The sequence below is a fragment of the Nocardia wallacei genome (assembly GCF_014466955.1).
GTDB lineage: Bacteria > Actinomycetota > Actinomycetes > Mycobacteriales > Mycobacteriaceae > Nocardia > Nocardia wallacei.
Genome location: NZ_AP023396.1, coordinates 3670971 through 3690421 on the forward strand (window position 1 = coordinate 3670971; position 19451 = coordinate 3690421).

The window sequence follows — 19451 nt, forward strand, 5'->3', positions numbered from 1 at the left end:
GGGAGCTGCGGGTGGAGGCAGACTGGTCGGGTGAGTGAGCGTCGTGTGCTGGGGGATTTCCTGCGGGCCCGTCGTGGCCGGGTGCGGCCGGAGCAGGTGGGGTTGCCACCGGGGACGGGCCGGCGGCAGACGCCGGGTTTGCGGCGCGAGGAGGTGGCGTCGCTGGCGGGGTTGAGTGTGGACTACTACATCCGGTTGGAGCAGGGGCGGGATACGAATCCGAGTCTGGCGGTGCTGGACGCGCTGGCGGCGGCGTTGCGGCTGGACGAGGACGAGCGCGCGCATCTGTACCGATTGGCGCGGGCGGTGGCGGATCGCCGGGCGTCGGCGCGGCGGGCGCCGGTGGCGGCGCGGCCGGGGTTGGTGGTGTTGCTGGAGTCGGTGCGTCCGACGCCGGCGTTCGTGCTCGATCAGTTGAGCAATCTGCTGGCGGCGAATCCGGAGGGGCTGCGCCTGCTGTCGGGTATCACCGAGTGGGAGCCGGTGCGGCGCAACCTGGTTCGGTATGTGTTCGTGCATACGGCGGCGCGGGTGGTGTTCGAGGATTGGGAGGCGATGGCGAAAGACTGTGTGGCGCATCTGCGGACGGTGCAGGGTGCTGATCCGGCGTCGCCGGGGCTGGCGGCGTTGACGGGGGAACTGGGTGCGGCCAGTGCGGAGTTCGCGCAGTTGTGGGCGCATTACGACGTGCGTACGAAGCGGGGTTCGCGGCGGGTGTTCCGGCACCCGGCGGTGGGGCGGTTCGCGTTGACGTCGGAGATTCTCACCGCGCCGGACGGTCAGCGGTTCGTGGCGTTCCAGGCCGCGCCGGACGGCCCGGATCGCGATGCGGTGGCCCTGCTAGGGCTGGTGGGTGACGATGTACCAGAGCACGGCGAGCGTGCCGAGCACGAAAAGTGGTGAGATGACCCAGGTTTCGACCTTGTTGCCGGTGCGGTCGATGATGGGCACGCTGAAGCGTGGTTTGAACGGCCACAGCAGTCGGCAGCCGCGGTCGGTGAGGCAGTCGCCGAGCAGGTGGGCCAGGGCGCCGAGGCCGACGGAGAACGGCAACCAGGACGGTTTGTCGGTGATCCAGTGGTCCATGGCGAAGGTGCCGGCGACGGCGAGCACGGTGATGGAGAAGTAGGAGCGGAAGCTTTCGCCGGGTGGGCACAGGTTGAGGGCGCGCAGGGCGAGTGCGAGCAGGAAGAACACGAGTCCGAGGGTGAACCAGCGGCCGATCCAGTGTTCGCCGGCCCAGGTGCCGAGGGCGGCGGCGACGACGAAGGCCAGCGAGTGGGTGGCGTGGCGGTGTCCGCCGGAGATGGCGGAGATGAGTCGGCAGGCGGTGTGCGAGATGGGGCCCAGGACATGGGAAATGGTGCCGTTGGGGTGGTCGGCGTCGGGGAGCAGGGCGGCGCCGGCGGTGAGGAAGGTGCCCATGAGCAGGTCGACGGTGCGGAGGTGGCCGTTCTGCAGTACGGGGTAGGTCAGGATCGAAAGTGGTAGCACCGCAGCGGCTCCCGCCCAGGCCAGTGCGCCACTGGTCGCGTGTGAATGTCCTAGCACTGTGGCAGGTTAGCCGATCTTGGTCGGTGCTCAGCCGTGGGTGCGGGGGTCGACGATGCGGTCGAGTGCGTTGAGGTCGGATTCGAGGGCGTAGAAGGCGCGCAGTGCGACGGCGAACGCGAAAAGCCCTCCGACACAGAGACCTACGATCGTGCCGAGGACGAGCTGCTGCTGGTGGGCGGTGAGGAAGACGAGTCCGGCGGGGACGCCGACGAGTGGAACCGACGCGGCGACACCGAGATACACGCGGCTGCGGCGCACGAGGCGGTGCAGCCGGGTGAGGTCGTCGGTGGTGGTGTGTCCGGCGGCGACGAGGCCGGGGTAGTACCAGCGCAGCATGAAGAAGGTGACGGGGAAGTAGGTGTAGACGACGGCGACGGCGGCGGCGACGAGGTTGGAGGCGATGAGGTTGATCGTGACGCCGACGGGCAGGGTGCCCAGGGAGTGCAGTTTGACCAGGAAGATGCCCATGGCGGCGATCCAGCCGGCGAAGGTGACCACGGCGATGCGGTCGCCGCAGGCGAGGGTGTCGCCGCGGGCCTTGGCGAGGGTGGGTGGATCGAATTGTCTGCCGCGGCGCAGGCCGACGGAGACCAGCAGCACCAGCCGGCACCAGTAGAGCAGCAGGGCGATGGCCAGCGGGTAGGCGATGACGATGAGCAGGTAGCCCAGGCGGGTGATGTGGTCGGCGGCGTCGGCGCCGAGTTCGTGGCGGATGAGTCCGATGTTGTGGGCGGCCAGGTACATGCCGCCGAGTAGCTGTCCGAGCAGGCTGGACAGGGTGACCACGGGCATGGGCCGCATCTTGAGGCGGGCGCGCAGGCTGTGGGCGGGTGGGTCGACGAGGTCGCGGGCGGCGCGGTCCTGGCTGAGTTCGAGTTGGTGGGCGAGTTCGAGGCCGCTGGCGTAGCGGTCGGCGGGGTCGGGGGACAGGCAGGTGAGCAGGGCGTGGCGGAGCACGGCGGGGCAGTCGTCGGGCAGGGTGGCCTCGGTGGCCGGTGTGATGGGTGCGCGTCGGCGTCGGATCATGGCCTGCAGCGAGTGTTCGGTTTCGCCGGCGCCGTGTTCGTCGTCGAAGGGGAGCTGTCCGGTGAGTAGTTCCCACAGCACGACGGCGAGGGCGTAGAGGTCGCTGCGGGTGTCGAGGTCGGCGGCGGTGGTGGAGCTCTGGGGGTGGCAGGCCTCGAGTTGTTCGGGTGCCATGTAGGGCAGGGAGCCGCCGAAGTAGGCGACGGGGTTGGCGCCGGGTAGGTGGCGGCTGAAGCTGATGTTGAAGTCGGCGAGTTTGGGCAGGCCGTCGGCGGTGAGCAGGACGTTGGCGGGTTTGATGTCGCGGTGCAGGACGCCGCGATGGTTGGCGTAGTCGAGGGCGGCGGCGAGGCGGCTGCCGAGCCAGGCGACGGTTTCGGGCCAGGTGAGTCGTTCGAGTTCGGCGCGGGTGGCGGAGGGCTGGGGTTCGAGGACGCCGCCGGTGGTGGCGGCGGCGTCGACGGCTTCGAGGAGCAGTCGTCCGGAGCGGCGTTCGGGTGGGGTGCGGCGCAGCAGCCGGAGCACGCCGAGCAGGGTGCCGCCGGGCACGTACTGCATGTACATGAGTTTGAGGTGCTGGTCGGTGATCTGGCGCTGGTCGAACACGCGCACGATGTGGTCGTGGTCGAGCTGGGCCAGGGTCTGGGGTTCGGTGCCGCGGTCGTGGGAGATCTTGACGGCGACGAGGCGGCCGAGGGAGCGCTGGCGGGCGAGGAAGACGCGGGCGAAGGCGCCGTGGCCGAGGGGGAGCAGTAGGTCGAAGTCGTCGATGGTGGCGCCGGGGTTGATGGTGTCGAGGGCGTCGAGGGCGGTGGGGTCGGCGAGCATGGTGGTGCGCAGGCCGTCGACGTCGAATCCCTCGGTGATGCGGGCCATCTGGGTGGGGTAGTCCTGCTCGTATTCGCTCAGGTCGATGTCGTTGCGGCGGCTGCGGGCGGTGATCTCCTCGTAGATCAGGTCCGGGGGCAGGGGTGCGGCGGCCAGTTCGGGGTAGCGGTCGCGGTAGTCGGCGAGGCGGGGGGCGTCGTCGTCGCGTTGCCAGCGTTCCTGCAGGTCGACTTTGATCAGTTCGATGAGGGCGGTGCGGCGCAGGGCGGGTTCGGTGGGCAGGTGCGCGGACAGGTCCGGGGGTGTGCCGGTGGCTTGCCATTGTTCGGAGAACAGGGCAACCAGGCTCGTCAACGCGGTTTGCGTTGCCGTAGCGCGGTCGGCACCGGGGTCGGGTGCGGTCGCGCCGAGGTCGTCATCCATCGTCGCTCGCTTCGAAGTGGAAGTTCCCGGGCCCGGCCCCGAGGATATTCGATCACTTGTGGCGGTCATCGGTGGTGTGCCGATTCCGTTACGCGGTGGGGGATATCGTCCCGTCATCATCCGGTGGTTTGCGGGCGGTGTGCAAGCCCTTTGTTCCCGGGCGCGGCGGGGCGTGCGGCGAGTTATGCTGCGGCGAGTCGGGTTGCCGGAGAAAGGGGTTGGCGCGTGACGGTCGCCGCCGCGGTGAAAGAGCACATTCAGCAGATCGGTGGGGGGTTCATGTTCTCCCGCGAGGCGAAGGCGTTCGGCGCCGCGACCGGTGTGGACGGGTTCATCGGCCCGTATACGCGCGGCCGCGGGGGCGTGCTGGGGGAGGTGGATGCCGATGTCGTCGCGGCGGCGTTCGGGTTCTTCCGGCCGCAAACCATCCGTGCCGCATGGGAATCGGTGCGGCTGCCCGCCGCCGAGGCCGCCGCCGGTTATCTCACGGCATGCCAGGAGTTCGGTCGGCGCAAGCTGGCGGAGTTCGAGGGCGCGGCGCCGTTGGCGGAACTGCTGGGGTCGGTGGCCGATGCGGCCGATGTCGCCGGGGTGCCGCTGTTCGCGGGGTGGCGGGCGTTGCCGCGGGCCGCCGACGCTTCCGCTCGCACGCTGCAGTTGATCCACGTGCTGCGGGAATTGCGCGGCGGCTTGCATCTGCTGGCGGTACGCGCTCACGGCCTGGCGCCGCAGCATGCCGTGCTCATCTCCGGCTCCCCGCGTCACAGTGGCCCCGAGCAGGCCCGCCTGTTCGGCTGGCCGGAACCGTTCCCCGAGATCACCGCCGATCATCGGGAGCGGTGGGCCGCGGCCGAAGCGCTCACCGACGAGTTGATCGCGCCCGCCTTCGCGGTCTTGGACGAGAAGGCGTCAGGTGAGCTGGTCCGGCTGTTGAACGAGGCGCACGCCGCGGTTTTCGGCCGGGGATGATGGTGTCTGGTGATCGGTGGCCGCTCGTGGGCCGCGGCCCGGGGAACGGAGGATGGTGTGGGGATCGGCATAACCGGTGTGCGGGTGGGGCATTGGACCGATACGGTCGGTGAGACCGGGTGTACCGCGGTGGTCCTGCCGCCGGGCACCGTCGCCTCCTGTGAGGTGCGGGGCGGGGCGCCCGCCTCACGTGAACTCGACGCGCTGGCGCCGGACAAGTCGGTGCTGGCCGTGGACGCGATCGTGCTGACCGGTGGGTCGGCGTTCGGTCTGGCCGCGGCGGACGGTGTTCTGCGTTACCTCGAGGAACAGGGGCGTGGCGTCCCGACTCCGGCGGGTCCCGTGCCGGTGGTGCCGACCCTCGCGCTGTTCGACCTGGCCGCCGGCGACCCCGCCGCCCGGCCGACCGCCGACTCCGGATACGCGGCGGCACAAGCGGTTTCGAGTGACCCGGTGCTGCACGGCCGGATCGGCGCCGGTACGGGCGCCTACACCTCGCAGTGGCTCGGCCCGGGCGGCCGCCGCCCCGGCGGGCTGGCGTATCGCGAACTCCGGCACGGCGAGCTCGTGGTCGGGGCGCTGTGCGCGGTCAACGCGTTCGGCGACATCGATGACGGCACCGCGCCGGTCGCGCTGGATTCGGTCGCGGTGTTCGAGCAGGTCTTCGATTTCGCCCGTACCCACACCACCATCGGCGCGGTTCTCACCAACGCCCGCCTCGACAAGCCATCGTGCCGCATCGTCGCCCAGGGCGCCCACGACGGCCTGTCGCGAGCGCTCACCCCGCCGCACACCCGTTTCGACGGTGACGCCTTCGTCGCCGCGGCAACCGGCGAGGTCCCCGCCCACGTCGACACCGTGCGCCTGATGGCCCTGTCCGCGGTCACGGCCGCCATCCGTTCCCTCGGCGGCTGAGAAGGGAGCGGCTCCGGACGATGAGCGACTGCGCACTCGCCGAATGCGGATCGGACGTGCGGGCCAGCGCCACCGTGAGGGAGCGGCTCCGGACGACGAGCCCTTGGTCTTACTTGACATAATGTCGATTATCGGCGCGGCAACGGGGCGGGTGCTGAGGGTTGAATGTGTTGTGTTGCAGGATGTTCGGTGGCTGCACCCCGTGTCCGGCCGGGCTCCGTGCTCCGTTCGTGTAGGCGTGGCTGATGCGGGATTCGGTGGGTGGCATCGTGAACCTCGGTTCAAGATCTTTTCGGTCGGTCCGGGCTTCGGCGGGAAATTTTTCGGTGCGGTTGTCAGACCCCCTTCGGGGCCTCACAATGCCTCGATCCCCCGATAAAACCCGCTCTCCGCTATTCGTCACAGTGACGTAATGATGGGTGCAATTCCGGTAATTGCCGCGGCCGGACTGTCTGTGTCGTTCTCGGAAATCGACGTGCTCGGGAAGGTCTCGGGTGGGTATCAATTGTGATCGGGGGCCGGTGGTGGCGGATTAGGATTGCGCTCGACGGATTGTTTGTGATGCTCGAGATATCCTGCCACCTGCCCGGCGGCGGGTTTTATGGCTAGAGAGGTCGGTGACTCGATGAGCGGCAAGCGTTACCTCGGATGGACGGCACGGTCGGCGATGTGTGTCGGTGTGGGTGTGGCCTCGGCGGGGCTGGTGCTCGCCGGGCCCGCGCAGGCGGCCCCGCTGTGGCCCGGCGGGCCCGACATCCCCGGGGTCGAGCCGCTGGTCCCGCCCGCTCCCGTGGTCGCGCCGTGCACGCAGGCGGGCGCCAAGGTGTGCATGCGCCTGTCCACGAACGAGGCCTGGCTGCTCGACGGCGACGGCAAGGTGGTTTTCGGCCCCACCCCGATCTCCCACGGCCGCCCGGGATATGAGACTCCCCCGGGCGTATTCCGCGCCGCATTCAAGAAGATCTACCACTGGAGCACCATGCACAACGCGGAAATGCGTTTCGCGGTGTTCTTCAACGGCGACATAGCCACCCACATCGGGCCTATCGAAGAACAATCCCACGGCTGCATCCGCATGACCCCCGACGGCGCCGAAGCTCTGTACAACCACGTCAACCCGGGCGATATCTTCGAACTCGTGGTGTGAGCGGAAACGGGCGGCGGGGTCAATTCTTGCGTAAGGTGCCCGCGATATCGCCGATGATGCCCTGCATGCGGTAGTCGACGCTGCCGTCCGGTGCGAGCCGCAGCTTCGACCAGTTCCCATCGTCCTGACAGCCGAGCGCCGAGGTGTCGCCGGCGGTGAGGCGGGCCTGCAGCGCGATCTCGTCCGAGGTGGCAGCGGTCAGGGTTTCGGCGCGTTCGCACTTCTGGCCGCTGGTGCGGCTGGTGTTGCTGGCGGTGCCCAGCTCGTCGCCGACGCTGCCGTTGTTCAGGTCGACGACGATGGTGTAGACGACGATTCCGTCGGTCGCGGTGCCCTTCCAGGTGCCGACGTAGTCGCGCGGCAGCGTGCTGTAAGACGTTGCGGGGCTGGGTGTTTCGGAGTCGCCGGAGGTTTCCGCTCCGGCGGATCCGGGTGTATCGGCCGTCGTGCGGGTGGCGTCGGTGGCGCGGGTGTCGTGGTTGTAGGCGAGGATGCCGCTGATGGTGCCCGCGGCGGCCAGCACGGCGGCTGTGGTGGCGGCGATGAGGGCGGTGCGTTTGGGGCGGGGTGCGGGCGGTGGCGGCGGGAGGTCGCGGCGGATCGTGGTCCCGGGGTGTGCGGGGGCGCCGATCGGAGGCGGTTGGCGCGCAGCGGGATTCGCGGCGGGTGGTGGGGTGTCCGGGTGCGGTCGGGTGGTGGGGTTCGGTGTGGGCTGGTTCGAGCCGCCGGTGGCGGGGTGGGCGACGAGCGGGGCCGGTGGGGTGTCGACGGCCGGTGCCACGATTTCGAGATCGAGCAGGGCGATGGCGCGGCGGCTGATGTCCTCGAGGATCGGGGCGGGCAGCCAGCCGCGGGTGTCGGCGGCGCCGAGCGGGGCGAGGCGGGCGGCGAGATCGGCTGGGGCCGGGCGGGATTCGGGGTCTTTGTCCAGGCAGGCTGCCACCAGGGTGCGGAGGCGGTCGGGGACGCCGTCGAGGCGGGCCGGTTCCTGGACGACGCGCCACAGCATGGCGACCGAGTCGCCGCTGCCGAACGGGCCTGTGCCGGTCGCGGCGTAGACCAGCAGGCCGCCGAGCGCGAAGACGTCGCCCGCGGGCCCGGCGGGGGCGGTGCCGGTGATCTGCTCGGGGCACATGTAGCCCGGGGAGCCGATGATCTTGCCGGTGGTGGTGAGGGCGGTGTCGTCGGCGGCGCGGGCGATGCCGAAGTCGATGACGCGCGGGCCGTCCACGGCCAGCAGCACATTGGACGGTTTCAGGTCCCGGTGGACCAGCCCGGTGGCGTGGATGTCGACCAGTGCGCGGGCCAGGCCGGTGGCGAGGGTGATCAGCGCGGGCTCGGGCAGGGGGCCGTAGCCGTCGACGGCGTCGCTGAGGGACAGGCCGGAGACGAATCCGGTGGCGAGCCAGGGGCGCGGGGTGTCGAGGTCGGCGTCGAGGACGGGCACGGTGTAGGGTCCGGCGACGCGGCGGGCGGCGGCGACCTCGCGGCGGAAGCGGGTGCGGAATTCGGTGTCGCCGGACAGGTCGGGGCGGACCACTTTGACCGCGACGGTGCGGCCGCCGCTGTTGCGTCCGAGGTAGACGCGTCCCATGCCGCCGGCGCCGAGGATGCCGAGTAGCCGGTACTGCCCGATGGTGGTCGGGTCATCGGGTTCCAGTGGGCGCATCTGTGAACGTTTCCTTCCCCGGTCCTGCTGCCGGTGCGTGCCCGGCGTGCTCCTGATCCCACACGAGCGCACTACGGTCGCGCAACTCCGGGCGGGCGCGCACTCCCCCGGGCTGTTACCGCCTGGACCGCAGGGGTATCGGCCTCGCCGTCGACCAACTACGCGGAGCCGGAGGCCGAATCGATGACGATGTCGTGGCGCATACCGAACGGTGGAGGTCTATGTGGCTTCGTCCAAGAGGGCGCGCAGCGCTGAGTGGGCCACCTGCCGCAGTTCGTCGCGGCTGCGCCCGGCCGCGGCCTGGACGGCGATGCCGTCCGAGATCGTGTGGACGAGTGCGGCCAGGACGGCTGGTTGCTGGCGGGTCGGCAGGTCGGTGGCCTGTTCGAGTCGTCGGCGCAGTGCTGCCTCGCCTGCTTTGCGCACCGTGACGGCGTCCTGGTGTACAGCGTGCGCGTCGGGTCCGCAGGCTTGAACGGTCTTGACGCACAAGCAACCGTGGGGGGTGCTGTCGCCTGCTGTCAGGTCGACGGCTCCGTGGATCAGCCGTTCGATGACTTCGCGGCCGGTGGGCGCGTTGAGCGCGTCGGCGGCGTAGGCGCCGGGGCCGTCGAGGTAACGGGCGAGGACTTTGCCGAACAGTTCTTGTTTGTTGCCGAAGGCGGCATAGAGGCTGGGCTTGTTGATGCCCATGGCGGCGGTCAGCTCGGCCAGCGAGGTGCCTTCGAAGCCGTTGCGCCAGAACACCTCCAGTGCGCGGTCGAGTGCGGTGTCTGCGTCGAACGAGCGTGGGCGTCCGCCGGGCATGTAGTCCTCCGTGGCCCTCTCCATGTTTTTTACCTATCGGTACATTACCCCTTGTGCGAGGAGGTCGGGCCGTTTAGTTTCTTACCGAAAGGTACAGAACTAGGGAGCGGAAACCATGATCCGAGTCGGAGTTGTCGGGGCCAGCGGTTGGGCGGATAACTCGCACCTGCCCGCGCTCGGAGCGCTCGAGGAGTTCGAGGTGACCGCAGTCGCGACCACCAGCCAGTCCAGCGCGGACCGGGCGGCGGCCGCTCACGGCGTACGGCACGCCTTCGCCGGCGCGGGCGAACTCGTCGTGCACCCTGAGGTCGACTTGGTCGTCGTGTCGGTGAAGGCGTCCGGGCATGCTGCCGTGATCAAAGCAGCGCTCGACGCCGGCAAGCACGTCGTGTCCGAGTGGCCGCTGGGCATCGACGCCGACGAAGCGGAGGAGCTGACCGAGGCCGCTGCCGCGGCCGGCGTCGTTCACGCGGTCGTTCTCCAGGGCCACCACTCCCCGAGCGCCCGCTTCGTCACCGACCTGCTGGCCGACGGCCGGATCGGCACACTCGAATCGGTCGCGCTGGTGGCCGAGGGCGCCCCCTGGGGTGGCAGTCGAATATGGCCGGACCTCGTGTTCGGCCTCGACCCTTCGACGGGAACCAACATCCTGACCATCATGGCCGGTCACTTCCTGGCCGCGCTCGAACGTGTCGCGGGCCCGCTGACCGAAGTCTCCGCACGGCTGCCCCGCATGCACGACCGCGTGCTCATCGCCGGGACCGAGCAGACAGTGCCCAACGCCACACCCAGCCACGTGCTGCTGCACGGACAACTGGCCGGCGGCGCCACCGCGTCGGTCGCCGTGCACGGCGGCAATGGACCCGCCCGGTACGGGTTCCGCCTGGAACTCGTCGGCAGCGACGCCACCTTGACCGCCACCCCGACCCAGCCCGGGACATTCATCCACTGGGGCGACTGGGAGATCCGGATCGGCGAGGAGACCCTGGCCATGCCCGCCACCTACCGGACCGTCCCTGCCAGCGTCCAGTCCGGCCCACCGGCCAACATCGCAGCCCTCTACCAGGAGGTCGCTCGAGCCATCGCCGAGGCCCGACAACCGCATCCCAGCTTCGAGACCGCCCTGCGCCACCACCGCCTCCTGGCCGCCATCGAACAATCGGCAGCCGATGGAATCGTTCGGCGCGTCTCGTAGCCAGCACGGTCCCCCGCTGAACTCCGCAGGCGCGGGCGATGCCGGCGGCGGATCCGGCACTTCCCCACCCACTGACCAGCAGCTACGCCATATCCGCCCGGAATTCGGCCGATGCTACGGCAAACCCCCCAGCCCCAGCACGCTAAACGTCACAGTGACGGTTCTGTAATTGGGTTGCGGCTCGGGCCTCTCGAGGTCCACGCCCGCACTCAGCCGTGATGGCGGCGGTATACCGGGACCGCTCCAGGATGCAACGGCACCCCGTCGGTGCCGATCAACGACCGCACATCGAGGAACTGCGTCCCCGCCGCCTCCGCGGGCACCAGCTCGTCGGGGCGGGTGATGAGTAACTCGGTCAGCGCGGCGGCGGCCCGCGTGGGCAGTGCTCCGGTGGTGACGAGCAGATTGGCGACGCCGATGGTCCGCACCGCCGCCGCGCCCGGATACGCGTCGGCGGGGATGGTGACCCGGTCGTAGAGGTAGCCGAACCGGTCCCGCATGGGCTGGGCGAGGTCGCCGAGGTCGAGCAGACGCAGCGCCTGCGGCACGTCGAGGGCTGGTGTCGGGACGCCACCGGCCCACAGCAGCGCGTCGATGAACCCGTCGCCGAGTGCGGTGACGGCGTCGCGCAACGCCAGGTGGGTGATCTCGACGTCGCGTCCGGGCTCGAGCCCGGCGGCGCGCAGCAGCCGGTCGCCGGTGAACGTGGCGCCGGAACCGGGCGCGCCCAGGCTGATGCGTGCGCCCCGCAGCTCCGCCGCGCTGCGGATACCGCTGGCGTCGCGGACGACGAATTGCAGGTAGTTCTCGTAGACGCGCCCGATGGCCAGCAGCCGTCCGCGGTCGGGGTCGGCGTCGATCGAGTCGGCCAGCGCCAGTGCCGCATCGACCTCGCCCCGGTCGAGCAGGGCGAGATTGGCGAACGATCCGGTGGTGGTGACCGGCTCGATGTGGACGGTTCCGGCCGCGGCGCGGGCGAGCAGTTCGGCGAACGCGTGGTAGAAGCCGCCCACCTCCCCCGCAGCCACCCGCACGGTCGGTGTGCCGTCCCCGTCGCAGCCGGTCAGCGCCCCGGCGGTGAGAATGCCGGTGGCGCAGAGGAATCCGCGCCGGTTCACGACGGCGCCGCCGCGGGCAGTTCGACGGTCACCGCGAGTCCGTGCGGATGCACCGGCTCGATCCGCAAGCTGCCCTGGCGGGCCTTGACCAGCGCGGCGGCGATGGGCAGTCCGAGTCCCGAGCCGCCCGCGGCCGCGGTGGAACTGCGGAAGAAGCGGGTGGTGAGCCGGTCCAGTTCCCCGGCGGGCACCCCGGCGCCGTCATCGGTGACCGTCAGCGTCGCCGTCTCGGCGGTGCCGGTCACCACCAGCCGGGTGTGCGCGCCGCGTCCGGCGTAGCGGCACGAGTTGCTCAGCGCCACATCGAGGATCTGCGCCAGGGCGGCGGCGTCGGCGGCGGCGTCCACGGGACCGGCCGCCTCGACGGTGAGGGTGAGCCCGGCGTGGTCGAAGGCGCTGCGCCAGGCATCGGCGCGATCCTGGGCGACCTGCACCGCGTCACACCCGGCGGCGGGCTCGGCCGGATCGAATTCGGTGGTGGCCTCGGCGACCGCGAGGGTCAGCAGCCCGTCGAGCAGCCGGGTGAGCCGCTCCACCTCGGCGGTCGCGCCGCGGAAGGTGCCGGCCGCGTGCTCGGGGATGGCGGGTTCGAGCGAGTCGAGGCGAATGGTCAAGGCGGCGAGCGGGTTACGCATCGCGTGTGCGGTATCGGCGACCAGCTGGCGCTGCGCCTCGGCGGAATCGGCGACGGCCAGCGCCATCGCGTCGAACGACGCGGCGACGGCGCGGATCTCCGGCGGCCCGCCGTGCCGGCGAGTGAGGACGGTCTGGTCGACGGCTTCGGGCCGCGGCTTGGGCAGGGAGGCGGTGAGTTTCTCCACGGCGCGGGACAATTCGGCCAGCGGTCGCAGCACCCAGCGGGACAGCGCCAGCGCCAGCGCCATGAACAACACCATCGCCGCGACAGCGCCACCGGCCACGATGCCCCACGTGCGCAGAATGTCGGTGCGGGCGGGCCCGGTGGAGGCCTGGATGAGGACCGCGCCGTTGACCTGTACGCCGCTGCCGACGGGCCGGGCGATGAGCACTGTGGCCGGGCTCCACGGCATCAGCTGCGCGACCGGGGCGGGTCGCTGGTTGCGGCGGGCGGCGGCGAGTGCGGCGACGACAGCGGGACTGCCGGAGTCGACGCCCGCGCCGGCGAGGGTGGCGCCGCGGGCGTCGACGACGAGGATGTTCTCGCCGTAGAGCTGGTGGTAGCGGCCGGCTTCGACGGTGAGGGCGCGGGTGTCGCCGGTGGCGGCCGCGGCGTCGGCGAGGGCGGCGAACCATTCGGCGTCGCCGGTGCGGGCGAGGACGAGTTGCTGGGTGCGGCTGGTCGCGGTGGTCAGGCACAGTGGCACGGCGAAGGCGAGGACCGCGATGGTGGCGAAAACGGTGAGGGCGGTGAGGACGCGTCGCCGCATGGGCTCACTCGCCCCAGCGGTAGCCGTAGCCGCGGATGGTGGTGATCAGGCCGGGCCGGTCGAGTTTGTGGCGCAGGCCGGTCATGTGCACGTCGAGGCTGCGGGAGACCGCGACGAACGCGTCGCCCCAGATGCGGTCCATCAGTTGCTGGCGGCTGACCGCTGCGCCGGGGCGTTCGGTGAGTGCTTGGACGAGTTCGAATTCCTTGGCGGTCAACGAGATCGGGCGTCCGGCGACTTCGACGCGGCGGGCGGCGAGGTCGACGCGGACGTCGCCGGTGGTGACGATGCGGGCGGCGGGTTCGGTGGCCGCGGCGGCGCGGCGGGTGACGTTGTCGATGCGGGCGAGCAGTTCGGCGATGCGGGGTGGTTTGACGAGGTAGTCGTCGGCGCCGCCGCGCAGGCCGCGCACGATGGAGCGTTCGTCGCTGCGGGCGGTGAGGATGACGACCGGTACGGCGCTGACTTCGCGCAGCCGGCGCAGGACCTGCAGGCCGTCGGCGTCGGGCAGGCCGAGGTCGAGGATGACGGCGTCGTAGCCGCGGTGGGCGACGAGCAGGTCGGCGCCGCGGCGCAGCCGGTGGGCGTCGTGCCCGCGGGCGGTGAGCGCCTCCACCAGGGCGTCACCGACTCCGTCGTCGTCTTCGACCACTGCCAACTGCACGGTGTGATTCTCCCGTAATCGGTTCGTCCCGGCGCACCGGGTGGGGTCGCGGCCGCCTGCTCGGCCGTGTCGGGGCTGGGAACAGGCAGCGCGCGGTTCAGGTGGTGGTGACCGGGTAGGTGGTGCGGGTGTGTTCCTCGGGCGCGTCGATCGGGGAATCGGTGGAGGTTTCGCGCATGAACCAGTAGGTGATCAGCGAGATGAGGATGGTCGCCGAGACGTACCAGAAGAACACCGACTCGTGCCCGATCTTCTTCAGCCACAACGCCAGTGATTCGGCGGTGCCGCCGAATACGGCCGCGGTGAGCGCGTACGGCAGGCCGACGCCCAGGGCGCGGACCTTGGTGGGGAACAGTTCGGCTTTGACGATGGCGTTGATGGAGGTGTAGCCGGTGATGATCAGCAGCGCGGCCATCATCAGCGCCCAGGCGGCGACGGGGTTGGTGGTGTGACCGAGGACGGTCATGATCGGCACTGTCGCGAGGGTGCCCGCGACACCGAAGAACACCAGCAGTTTGCGGCGTCCGACGCGATCGGACAGCGCGCCGGCGATCGGCTGCAATACCACGAACACCAGCAGGGCGCAGAAGTTGATCCAGGCCACCGTCGATTTGCTGATGCCCGAGGTGTTGATCATGTATTTCTGCATGTAGGTGGTGTAGGTGTAGAACGCGATGGTGCCGCCGAGGGTCAGCCCGACCACGAGCAGGCATTCGCGCGGGTACTGCAGCAGCACGCGCAGCGAGCCGCGCCCGGGGTCGGTGGCGGGGGTGTCCGGTGCGGCGGCGGCGCGGAAGGCCGCGGATTCGTCCATGCCGCGGCGCAGGATCATCACGATGATCGCCCCGGCCGCGCCGATCACGAACGGGATGCGCCAGCCCCAGGTGTCCAGTTGCGTGGTGGTGAGGAATTGCTGCAGCACGATCTGCACCGCGAGCGCGACCAGTTGCCCGCCTACGAGGGTGACGTACTGGAAACTCGAGTAGAAGCCGCGTTTGCCCTGCGAGGCGACCTCGGACAGATAGGTGGCGCTGGTGGCGTATTCGCCGCCGACCGACAAGCCTTGCAGCAGGCGGGCGATCAGCAGCATCGCGGGTGCGGCCAGTCCGATGCTCTGGTAGCCGGGGGTGGCGGCGATGAGCAGGGAGCCCGCGGCCATCACGGTGACCGACAGGGTGAGCGCGGCGCGGCGGCCGAATCGGTCGGCGTAGCGGCCCAGCGCCCAGCCGCCGATCGGGCGCATCAGGAACCCGACCGCGAACACGGCCGCGGTCGAGAGCAGTTGCGCGGTCGGATCTCCTTGGGGGAAGAAGGTTTTGGCGAAGTAGACGCTGAACGCCGCGTAGACGTACCAGTCGTACCATTCGACGAGGTTGCCGATGGAGCCGCGCAGGACGTTGGCGACGACTCGGCGTTCGCTGCCACGGCCCGGCGCACCGTGGCTCGGCTGTGTCGTGGGCACAGGGATCTCCTTCCCGACGCGGCATCGCATCGTTCGCAGACCACTGTGTCGGCAGTCACAGGTCTCGCGACAGTGTCGCGGCCGTTTTCTAACAGTCGCTTAGGACGTTCGGACCTTGGGCACCTTGGGGATCTCGTCGGTGCGCGGGACCTCGGTGCCGCGCAGGGAGGCGCCGACGGTTTCGCGGAGGAACAACCAGGCGATCAGGCCGATGAGGCAGGCGCCGACCATGTAGTAGGCGGGGAACAGGTGCCATTCGGTGCGGTCGATGATCCATTCGTTGATCAGGGGTGCGGTGCCGCCGAACGCGGCGGTGGACACGTTGTAGGCCAGGGCGAATCCGGCGTAGCGGACCTGGGTGGGGAAGATCGCGGGGAAGGTCGCGGAGATGGTCGACAGCTGCGGCACATACAGCAGGCCCAGGATCACGAATCCGAGGATGGCCCAGCCCAGGCCCTGGCCCATCAGCCAGTACAGCGGCACCGACAGCACCGCGAGCGCGGTCAGCGAGAACAGCCACATCGGGCGGCGTCCCCACAGGTCCGACAGGCCGCCGCAGATCGGCAGCACCAGCGCCATCACCAGCTGCCCGATCAGGACCATGGCGGTGGTCTGGGAGTCGCCCAGGCCGATGGTCTTGTTCAGGTAGGTGGGCATGTAGGCCAGCAGTGTGTAGTTGACGACGTTGAGGGCGATGACCAGGCCGCCGAGGGTGAGCAGTTCGCGGCGGTATTTGGTGATCAGTTCGATCAGGCCGGTTTTCGGGTGCTGTTGCTCGGCGACCTCGGTGAACACCGGGGATTCGTCGAGTTTGTTGCGCAGGTACCAGCCGACCAGGCCCAGCGGCACGGCCAGCAGGAACGGCACCCGCCAGCCCCACTGGTCCATCTGGGTGTCGTCGAGCAGTACCTGCATCAGCAGCACCACCGCGGAGCCGCCGATGAAGCCGGACAGGGTGCCGAATTCCAGGAAGCTGCCCATGAAGCCGCGGCGGCGGTCGTCGACGGATTCGGCGAGATAGGTGGCGGCGCCGCCGTATTCGCCGCCGGTGGAGAAGCCTTGGACGACGCGCAGCAGGATCAGCAGGATCGGGGCGGCGACGCCGATGCCGGCGTGGCTGGGCAGCAGCCCGATCAGGCCGGTGGCGCCGGCCATCAGCAGAATGGTGGTGGCGAGGACGGCTTTGCGGCCGATCTTGTCGCCCAGCGGGCCCCACACCATGCCGCCGAGGGGGCGCAGCACGAACGAGATCGCGAAACCGAGCAGCGTGCCCAGGGTGCCGAGGCTGCCGGGGAAGAAGGCGTCTGTGAGGTATCCGGCGGTGGCGGCGTAGGCGCCGTAGTCGTACCACTCGGTGGCGTTGCCCATGGCGGCGGCGGCTACGGATCGGCGTTGCTGTGGTTGCGGGTCGGCGCTCGTCACGCGCGCTCCTCTCCCCTGTTCCTGGTGGTGGCCGGCTCGGGTCCGGCGGTGGACACGAGCGCGAAGTCCGTGGGTACCCGATTGCGGGTGCGGGCAAACGGGGCGTTATCGATGCGGGCCGGTGGGGAAGGCGGGCTGAACTGGCGGGCTGAACGGCACCGACGAAGCTCAATGTGTTTGGTATCACATTGTTTTCGGGTGGGCAACTGTGCATGCGTGGCGTGCCGTCGGGCCGCCACCGGAATCGCCGATTCCGCCCGCCCGTGCCGCCCGCGCGTTCTACCGTCGAGAACAACTGCTGCGACAACAGCGGCGGCCGGGTGGAACGAGGCCTGTGATGAGCGAACCGATCACCTCCTGCGCCGCGTTCCAGCGCGTCGCCGCCATCGACCCCGACGCGGTCGCCGTCCGCTCGGTCGGCGGCGACCGGTCGCTGACGTGGCGCGAGTACGCCGCGCAGGTGCGGGCGGTGGCGGCGGGACTGGCCGCGCTGGGTGTCGGGCGCGGGGACACCGTGGCGCTGATGATGGCCAACCGGGTCGAGTTCTATCCGCTCGAGGTCGGGGTCCAGCACACCGGCGCCACCTCGTTCTCGGTGTACAACACGCTGTCGGCCGAACAGCTCGCCTACGTGTTCACCAACGCCGGGAACCGGGTGGTGATCTGCGAGGCCCGCTACGTCGACACCGTGCGTGCGGCCGGGGTGGCGATGGACACCCTGGTGTGCCTGGACGATCCGGTGCCCGGCACGGTCGGCGTGGCGCAGCTGATGTCGATGGGGCGACCCGATTTCGACTTCGACGCGAGCTGGCGGGCGGTGCGCGCCGACGATGTCCTCACCCTCTGCTACACCTCGGGTACCACCGGCAATCCCAAAGGTGTCGAACTCACCCACGCCAACCTGGCCGCCGAGGTGTACTCCTACGCGTCGGTGATGCCCGTGGCGTTCGGCGACCGGCAGACCTCCTACCTGCCCAGTGCGCACATGGCCGACCGGCTCACCGCCCTGTACCTGCACGAATACTTCGGCACCCAGATCACCGCGGTCCCCGACCGCGCGCAGCTGCCCGCGGCGCTGGCAGACGTGCATCCCACCATCTGGGGTGCGGTGCCGCGGGTGTGGGAGAAGTTCAAGGCCGCCATCGAGTTCTCGGTCACCGCCGAACCCGACCCGGGGCGGCGCGCCGCGCTGGAGTGGGCGCTGGAGGTGGCGCGGCGCAAAGCCGCCGCGCAGCTGGCCGGGCAGCCGCCGGATACCGAACTGGCCGCCGAGTGGGCGCGCGCCGACGCGACGGTGCTCTCGGCGCTGCGCACGAAAATCGGCCTGGACCAACTGAAATGGGCGTTGTCGGGGGCGGCGCCGATCCCGCCGGAGACCCTCGGATTCTTCTTCGGGCTGGGCATCCCCATTTCCGAGGTGTGGGGCATGTCGGAGCTGACCTGCGTGGCCAGTGTCAGCCCGCCCGGCCAGGCACGGCTGGGCACCGTCGGGCGGCTGCTGCCCGGACTGGAGGGCCGCATCGCCGACGACGGCGAATTCCTGGTGCGCGGCCCGCTGGTGATGCGCGGCTACCGCGGCGAACCGGACAAGACCGCCGCCGCCGTCGACGCCGAGGGCTGGCTGCACACCGGTGACATCCTCACCCGCGACGAGGACGGCTACTTGCGGGTGATCGACCGCAAGAAGGAATTGATCATCTCCAGCGGCGGCAAGAACATGTCCCCGGCCAACATCGAGAACGCCGTCAAAGCCGCCACCCCGCTGATCGGAGCGCTCGCCGCGATCGGTGACAACCGGCCCTACAACACGGCCCTGATCGTGCTCGACGCCGAATCGGCGGTCCCCTACGCCGCCCAGCACGGGCTGCCCGACGCCTCCGCCGCCGCGCTCGCCGCCGACTCCGGCGTGCTCGCCGCCATCGCCGCCGGTGTCGCCGCGGGCAACGCCACTCTGTCGCGGGTCGAGCAGATCAAACGCTTCACCGTCCTGCCGGTGTTCTGGGAACCCGGCGGCGACGAGGTGACCCTGACGATGAAACTGCGCCGCAAACCCATCGCCGCCGAGATCGACGCCCTCTACGCCGAACACCCCGGCCCTGCCGTCTGCGAACCGGCCGCCACGGCCTGACCCGCCGGGGGGTTCGGAGTAGAACACCAGATCACCGTGTCGTCCGGGGTCGAGGACACCGCTGCCCGGGTCGCTGATCAGGGCCTGCTCACTCGGCGGACCGGCCGTGACCGGTCCCGTCGCGGGGGCGTGTTCCACGACCGGAATCGCGCGGTCCGGGAGTACGGTCGGGGGTATGGGCGACTACAACGAGCCAGGTCGCGACTACTACTCCCCGCAGCCGCAGCCGCGGCCGGGCGGGCCGCGGGTCGATTTCGCCAGACTGTGGGCCGGTGGCGTCGGCGCCGCGATCGTGGTGGCCCTGGTCATCATCGTCGGTGTGCTGCTGGTGCGGGGCGTGCTCGGGTACGGGCTGCTCGCTCCCGAAGGCGACGGCACCTACGGCAACGCCGGCACCACCGGGTACGCGATCGGCGGCGCGGTGGTGGCGTTGCTGGCGACCGCGCTGCTCACCGTGCTGCTGCTGTTCATGCCCAATCCGCTGACCCTGTTCACCTGGATCGTCGCCCTGTGCACCGCGGTGGCGGTACTGCTGCCGTTCACCCTCACCGCCGACCACGGCGCCCAATTCGCTACCGCCGCAATCAATCTCGTCGCCGGAGTAGCGCTCGCCTCGGTCCTCGGGTCGGCCGCGCGCGCCTCCCTGGACAGCTCCGCGCGCTGAGCGGACCGCATACCGGCGCGGGGCGTGAACCGGTGCACCGCGGCTTCGGCGACG

At 70.3% G+C, this 19451-nt stretch carries 16 protein-coding genes; 7 read left to right on the plus strand and 9 right to left on the minus strand.

Features of this window, described 5'->3' with window-relative positions; translation table 11 throughout:
- Positions 1 to 30 precede the first annotated feature (30 nt).
- The gene (locus tag NWFMUON74_RS36560; RefSeq protein WP_187688615.1) at positions 31 to 903 is read left to right on the plus strand and encodes a helix-turn-helix transcriptional regulator; all 873 of its coding nucleotides are present in this window, start codon (positions 31 to 33) and stop codon (positions 901 to 903) included.
- On the opposite strand, the gene NWFMUON74_RS16275 is transcribed toward NWFMUON74_RS36560, so the two are convergent.
- Together NWFMUON74_RS16275 and NWFMUON74_RS16280 are read right to left on the minus strand one after the other, a co-directional pair.
- Complete coding sequence (locus NWFMUON74_RS16275; protein ID WP_187688616.1) at positions 841 to 1551, minus strand: metal-dependent hydrolase; 711 nt, start codon at positions 1549 to 1551, stop codon at positions 841 to 843. The genes NWFMUON74_RS36560 and NWFMUON74_RS16275 overlap by 63 nt on opposite strands.
- 30 nt (positions 1552 to 1581) lie before the next feature.
- The gene (locus NWFMUON74_RS16280; protein ID WP_187688617.1) at positions 1582 to 3831 is read right to left on the minus strand and encodes a serine/threonine-protein kinase; all 2250 of its coding nucleotides are present in this window, start codon (positions 3829 to 3831) and stop codon (positions 1582 to 1584) included.
- Positions 3832 to 4056: 225 nt separating this feature from the next.
- On the opposite strand from NWFMUON74_RS16280, the gene NWFMUON74_RS16285 reads away from it, so the two are divergent.
- From NWFMUON74_RS16285 to NWFMUON74_RS16295, 3 genes are all read left to right on the plus strand, one after another.
- Positions 4057 to 4800 (plus strand): SCO6745 family protein, encoded by a 744-nt coding sequence (locus NWFMUON74_RS16285; RefSeq protein ID WP_187688618.1) that lies wholly within the window; start codon positions 4057 to 4059, stop codon positions 4798 to 4800.
- A 57-nt stretch (positions 4801 to 4857) separates the two neighbouring features.
- A complete protein-coding gene (locus tag NWFMUON74_RS16290) occupies positions 4858 to 5715 on the plus strand; it encodes a P1 family peptidase (RefSeq protein WP_187688619.1) in 858 nt (285 codons plus the stop codon).
- Positions 5716 to 6340: 625 nt separating this feature from the next.
- On the plus strand, positions 6341 to 6862 hold the full coding sequence (locus NWFMUON74_RS16295) for a L,D-transpeptidase (protein WP_232111059.1): 522 nt from the start codon (positions 6341 to 6343) through the stop codon (positions 6860 to 6862).
- A 19-nt stretch (positions 6863 to 6881) separates the two neighbouring features.
- Here NWFMUON74_RS16295 and NWFMUON74_RS36565 read toward each other — a convergent pair whose 3' ends face one another.
- Complete coding sequence (locus NWFMUON74_RS36565) at positions 6882 to 8531, minus strand: serine/threonine-protein kinase (RefSeq protein WP_187688620.1); 1650 nt, start codon at positions 8529 to 8531, stop codon at positions 6882 to 6884.
- Positions 8532 to 8750: 219 nt separating this feature from the next.
- Positions 8751 to 9362 (minus strand): TetR/AcrR family transcriptional regulator, encoded by a 612-nt coding sequence (locus tag NWFMUON74_RS16305; protein WP_197987024.1) that lies wholly within the window; start codon positions 9360 to 9362, stop codon positions 8751 to 8753.
- Positions 9363 to 9453: 91 nt separating this feature from the next.
- On the opposite strand from NWFMUON74_RS16305, the gene NWFMUON74_RS16310 reads away from it, so the two are divergent.
- The gene (locus NWFMUON74_RS16310; RefSeq protein WP_187688621.1) at positions 9454 to 10533 is read left to right on the plus strand and encodes a Gfo/Idh/MocA family protein; all 1080 of its coding nucleotides are present in this window, start codon (positions 9454 to 9456) and stop codon (positions 10531 to 10533) included.
- A gap of 209 nt (positions 10534 to 10742) precedes the next feature.
- Here the strand turns inward: NWFMUON74_RS16310 and NWFMUON74_RS16315 are convergent, their stop codons facing one another.
- The 5 genes from NWFMUON74_RS16315 to NWFMUON74_RS16335 form a co-directional block, all read right to left on the minus strand.
- Positions 10743 to 11651 (minus strand): TAXI family TRAP transporter solute-binding subunit, encoded by a 909-nt coding sequence (locus tag NWFMUON74_RS16315; protein ID WP_187688622.1) that lies wholly within the window; start codon positions 11649 to 11651, stop codon positions 10743 to 10745.
- The gene (locus NWFMUON74_RS16320) at positions 11648 to 13057 is read right to left on the minus strand and encodes a sensor histidine kinase (protein WP_187688623.1); all 1410 of its coding nucleotides are present in this window, start codon (positions 13055 to 13057) and stop codon (positions 11648 to 11650) included. Before NWFMUON74_RS16320 ends, NWFMUON74_RS16315 begins: the two co-directional genes overlap by 4 nt.
- 4 nt (positions 13058 to 13061) lie before the next feature.
- A complete protein-coding gene (locus NWFMUON74_RS16325) occupies positions 13062 to 13721 on the minus strand; it encodes a response regulator transcription factor (protein ID WP_187688624.1) in 660 nt (219 codons plus the stop codon).
- A 97-nt stretch (positions 13722 to 13818) separates the two neighbouring features.
- On the minus strand, positions 13819 to 15183 hold the full coding sequence (locus tag NWFMUON74_RS16330) for an MFS transporter (RefSeq protein ID WP_232111060.1): 1365 nt from the start codon (positions 15181 to 15183) through the stop codon (positions 13819 to 13821).
- Positions 15184 to 15282: 99 nt separating this feature from the next.
- A complete protein-coding gene (locus tag NWFMUON74_RS16335; RefSeq protein WP_187689208.1) occupies positions 15283 to 16551 on the minus strand; it encodes an MFS transporter in 1269 nt (422 codons plus the stop codon).
- A gap of 391 nt (positions 16552 to 16942) precedes the next feature.
- Here NWFMUON74_RS16335 and fadD11 point away from each other — a divergent pair, with 391 nt between their 5' ends.
- Positions 16943 to 18733: a fatty acid--CoA ligase FadD11 gene (gene fadD11 / locus NWFMUON74_RS16340; protein ID WP_187688626.1), complete on the plus strand. Its 1791-nt coding sequence runs from the start codon at positions 16943 to 16945 to the stop codon at positions 18731 to 18733.
- 175 nt (positions 18734 to 18908) lie between these two features.
- Entirely contained in the window at positions 18909 to 19397 is a 489-nt protein-coding gene (locus tag NWFMUON74_RS16345; protein WP_187688627.1) for a DUF6069 family protein, read from the plus strand.
- Positions 19398 to 19451 lie beyond the last annotated feature (54 nt).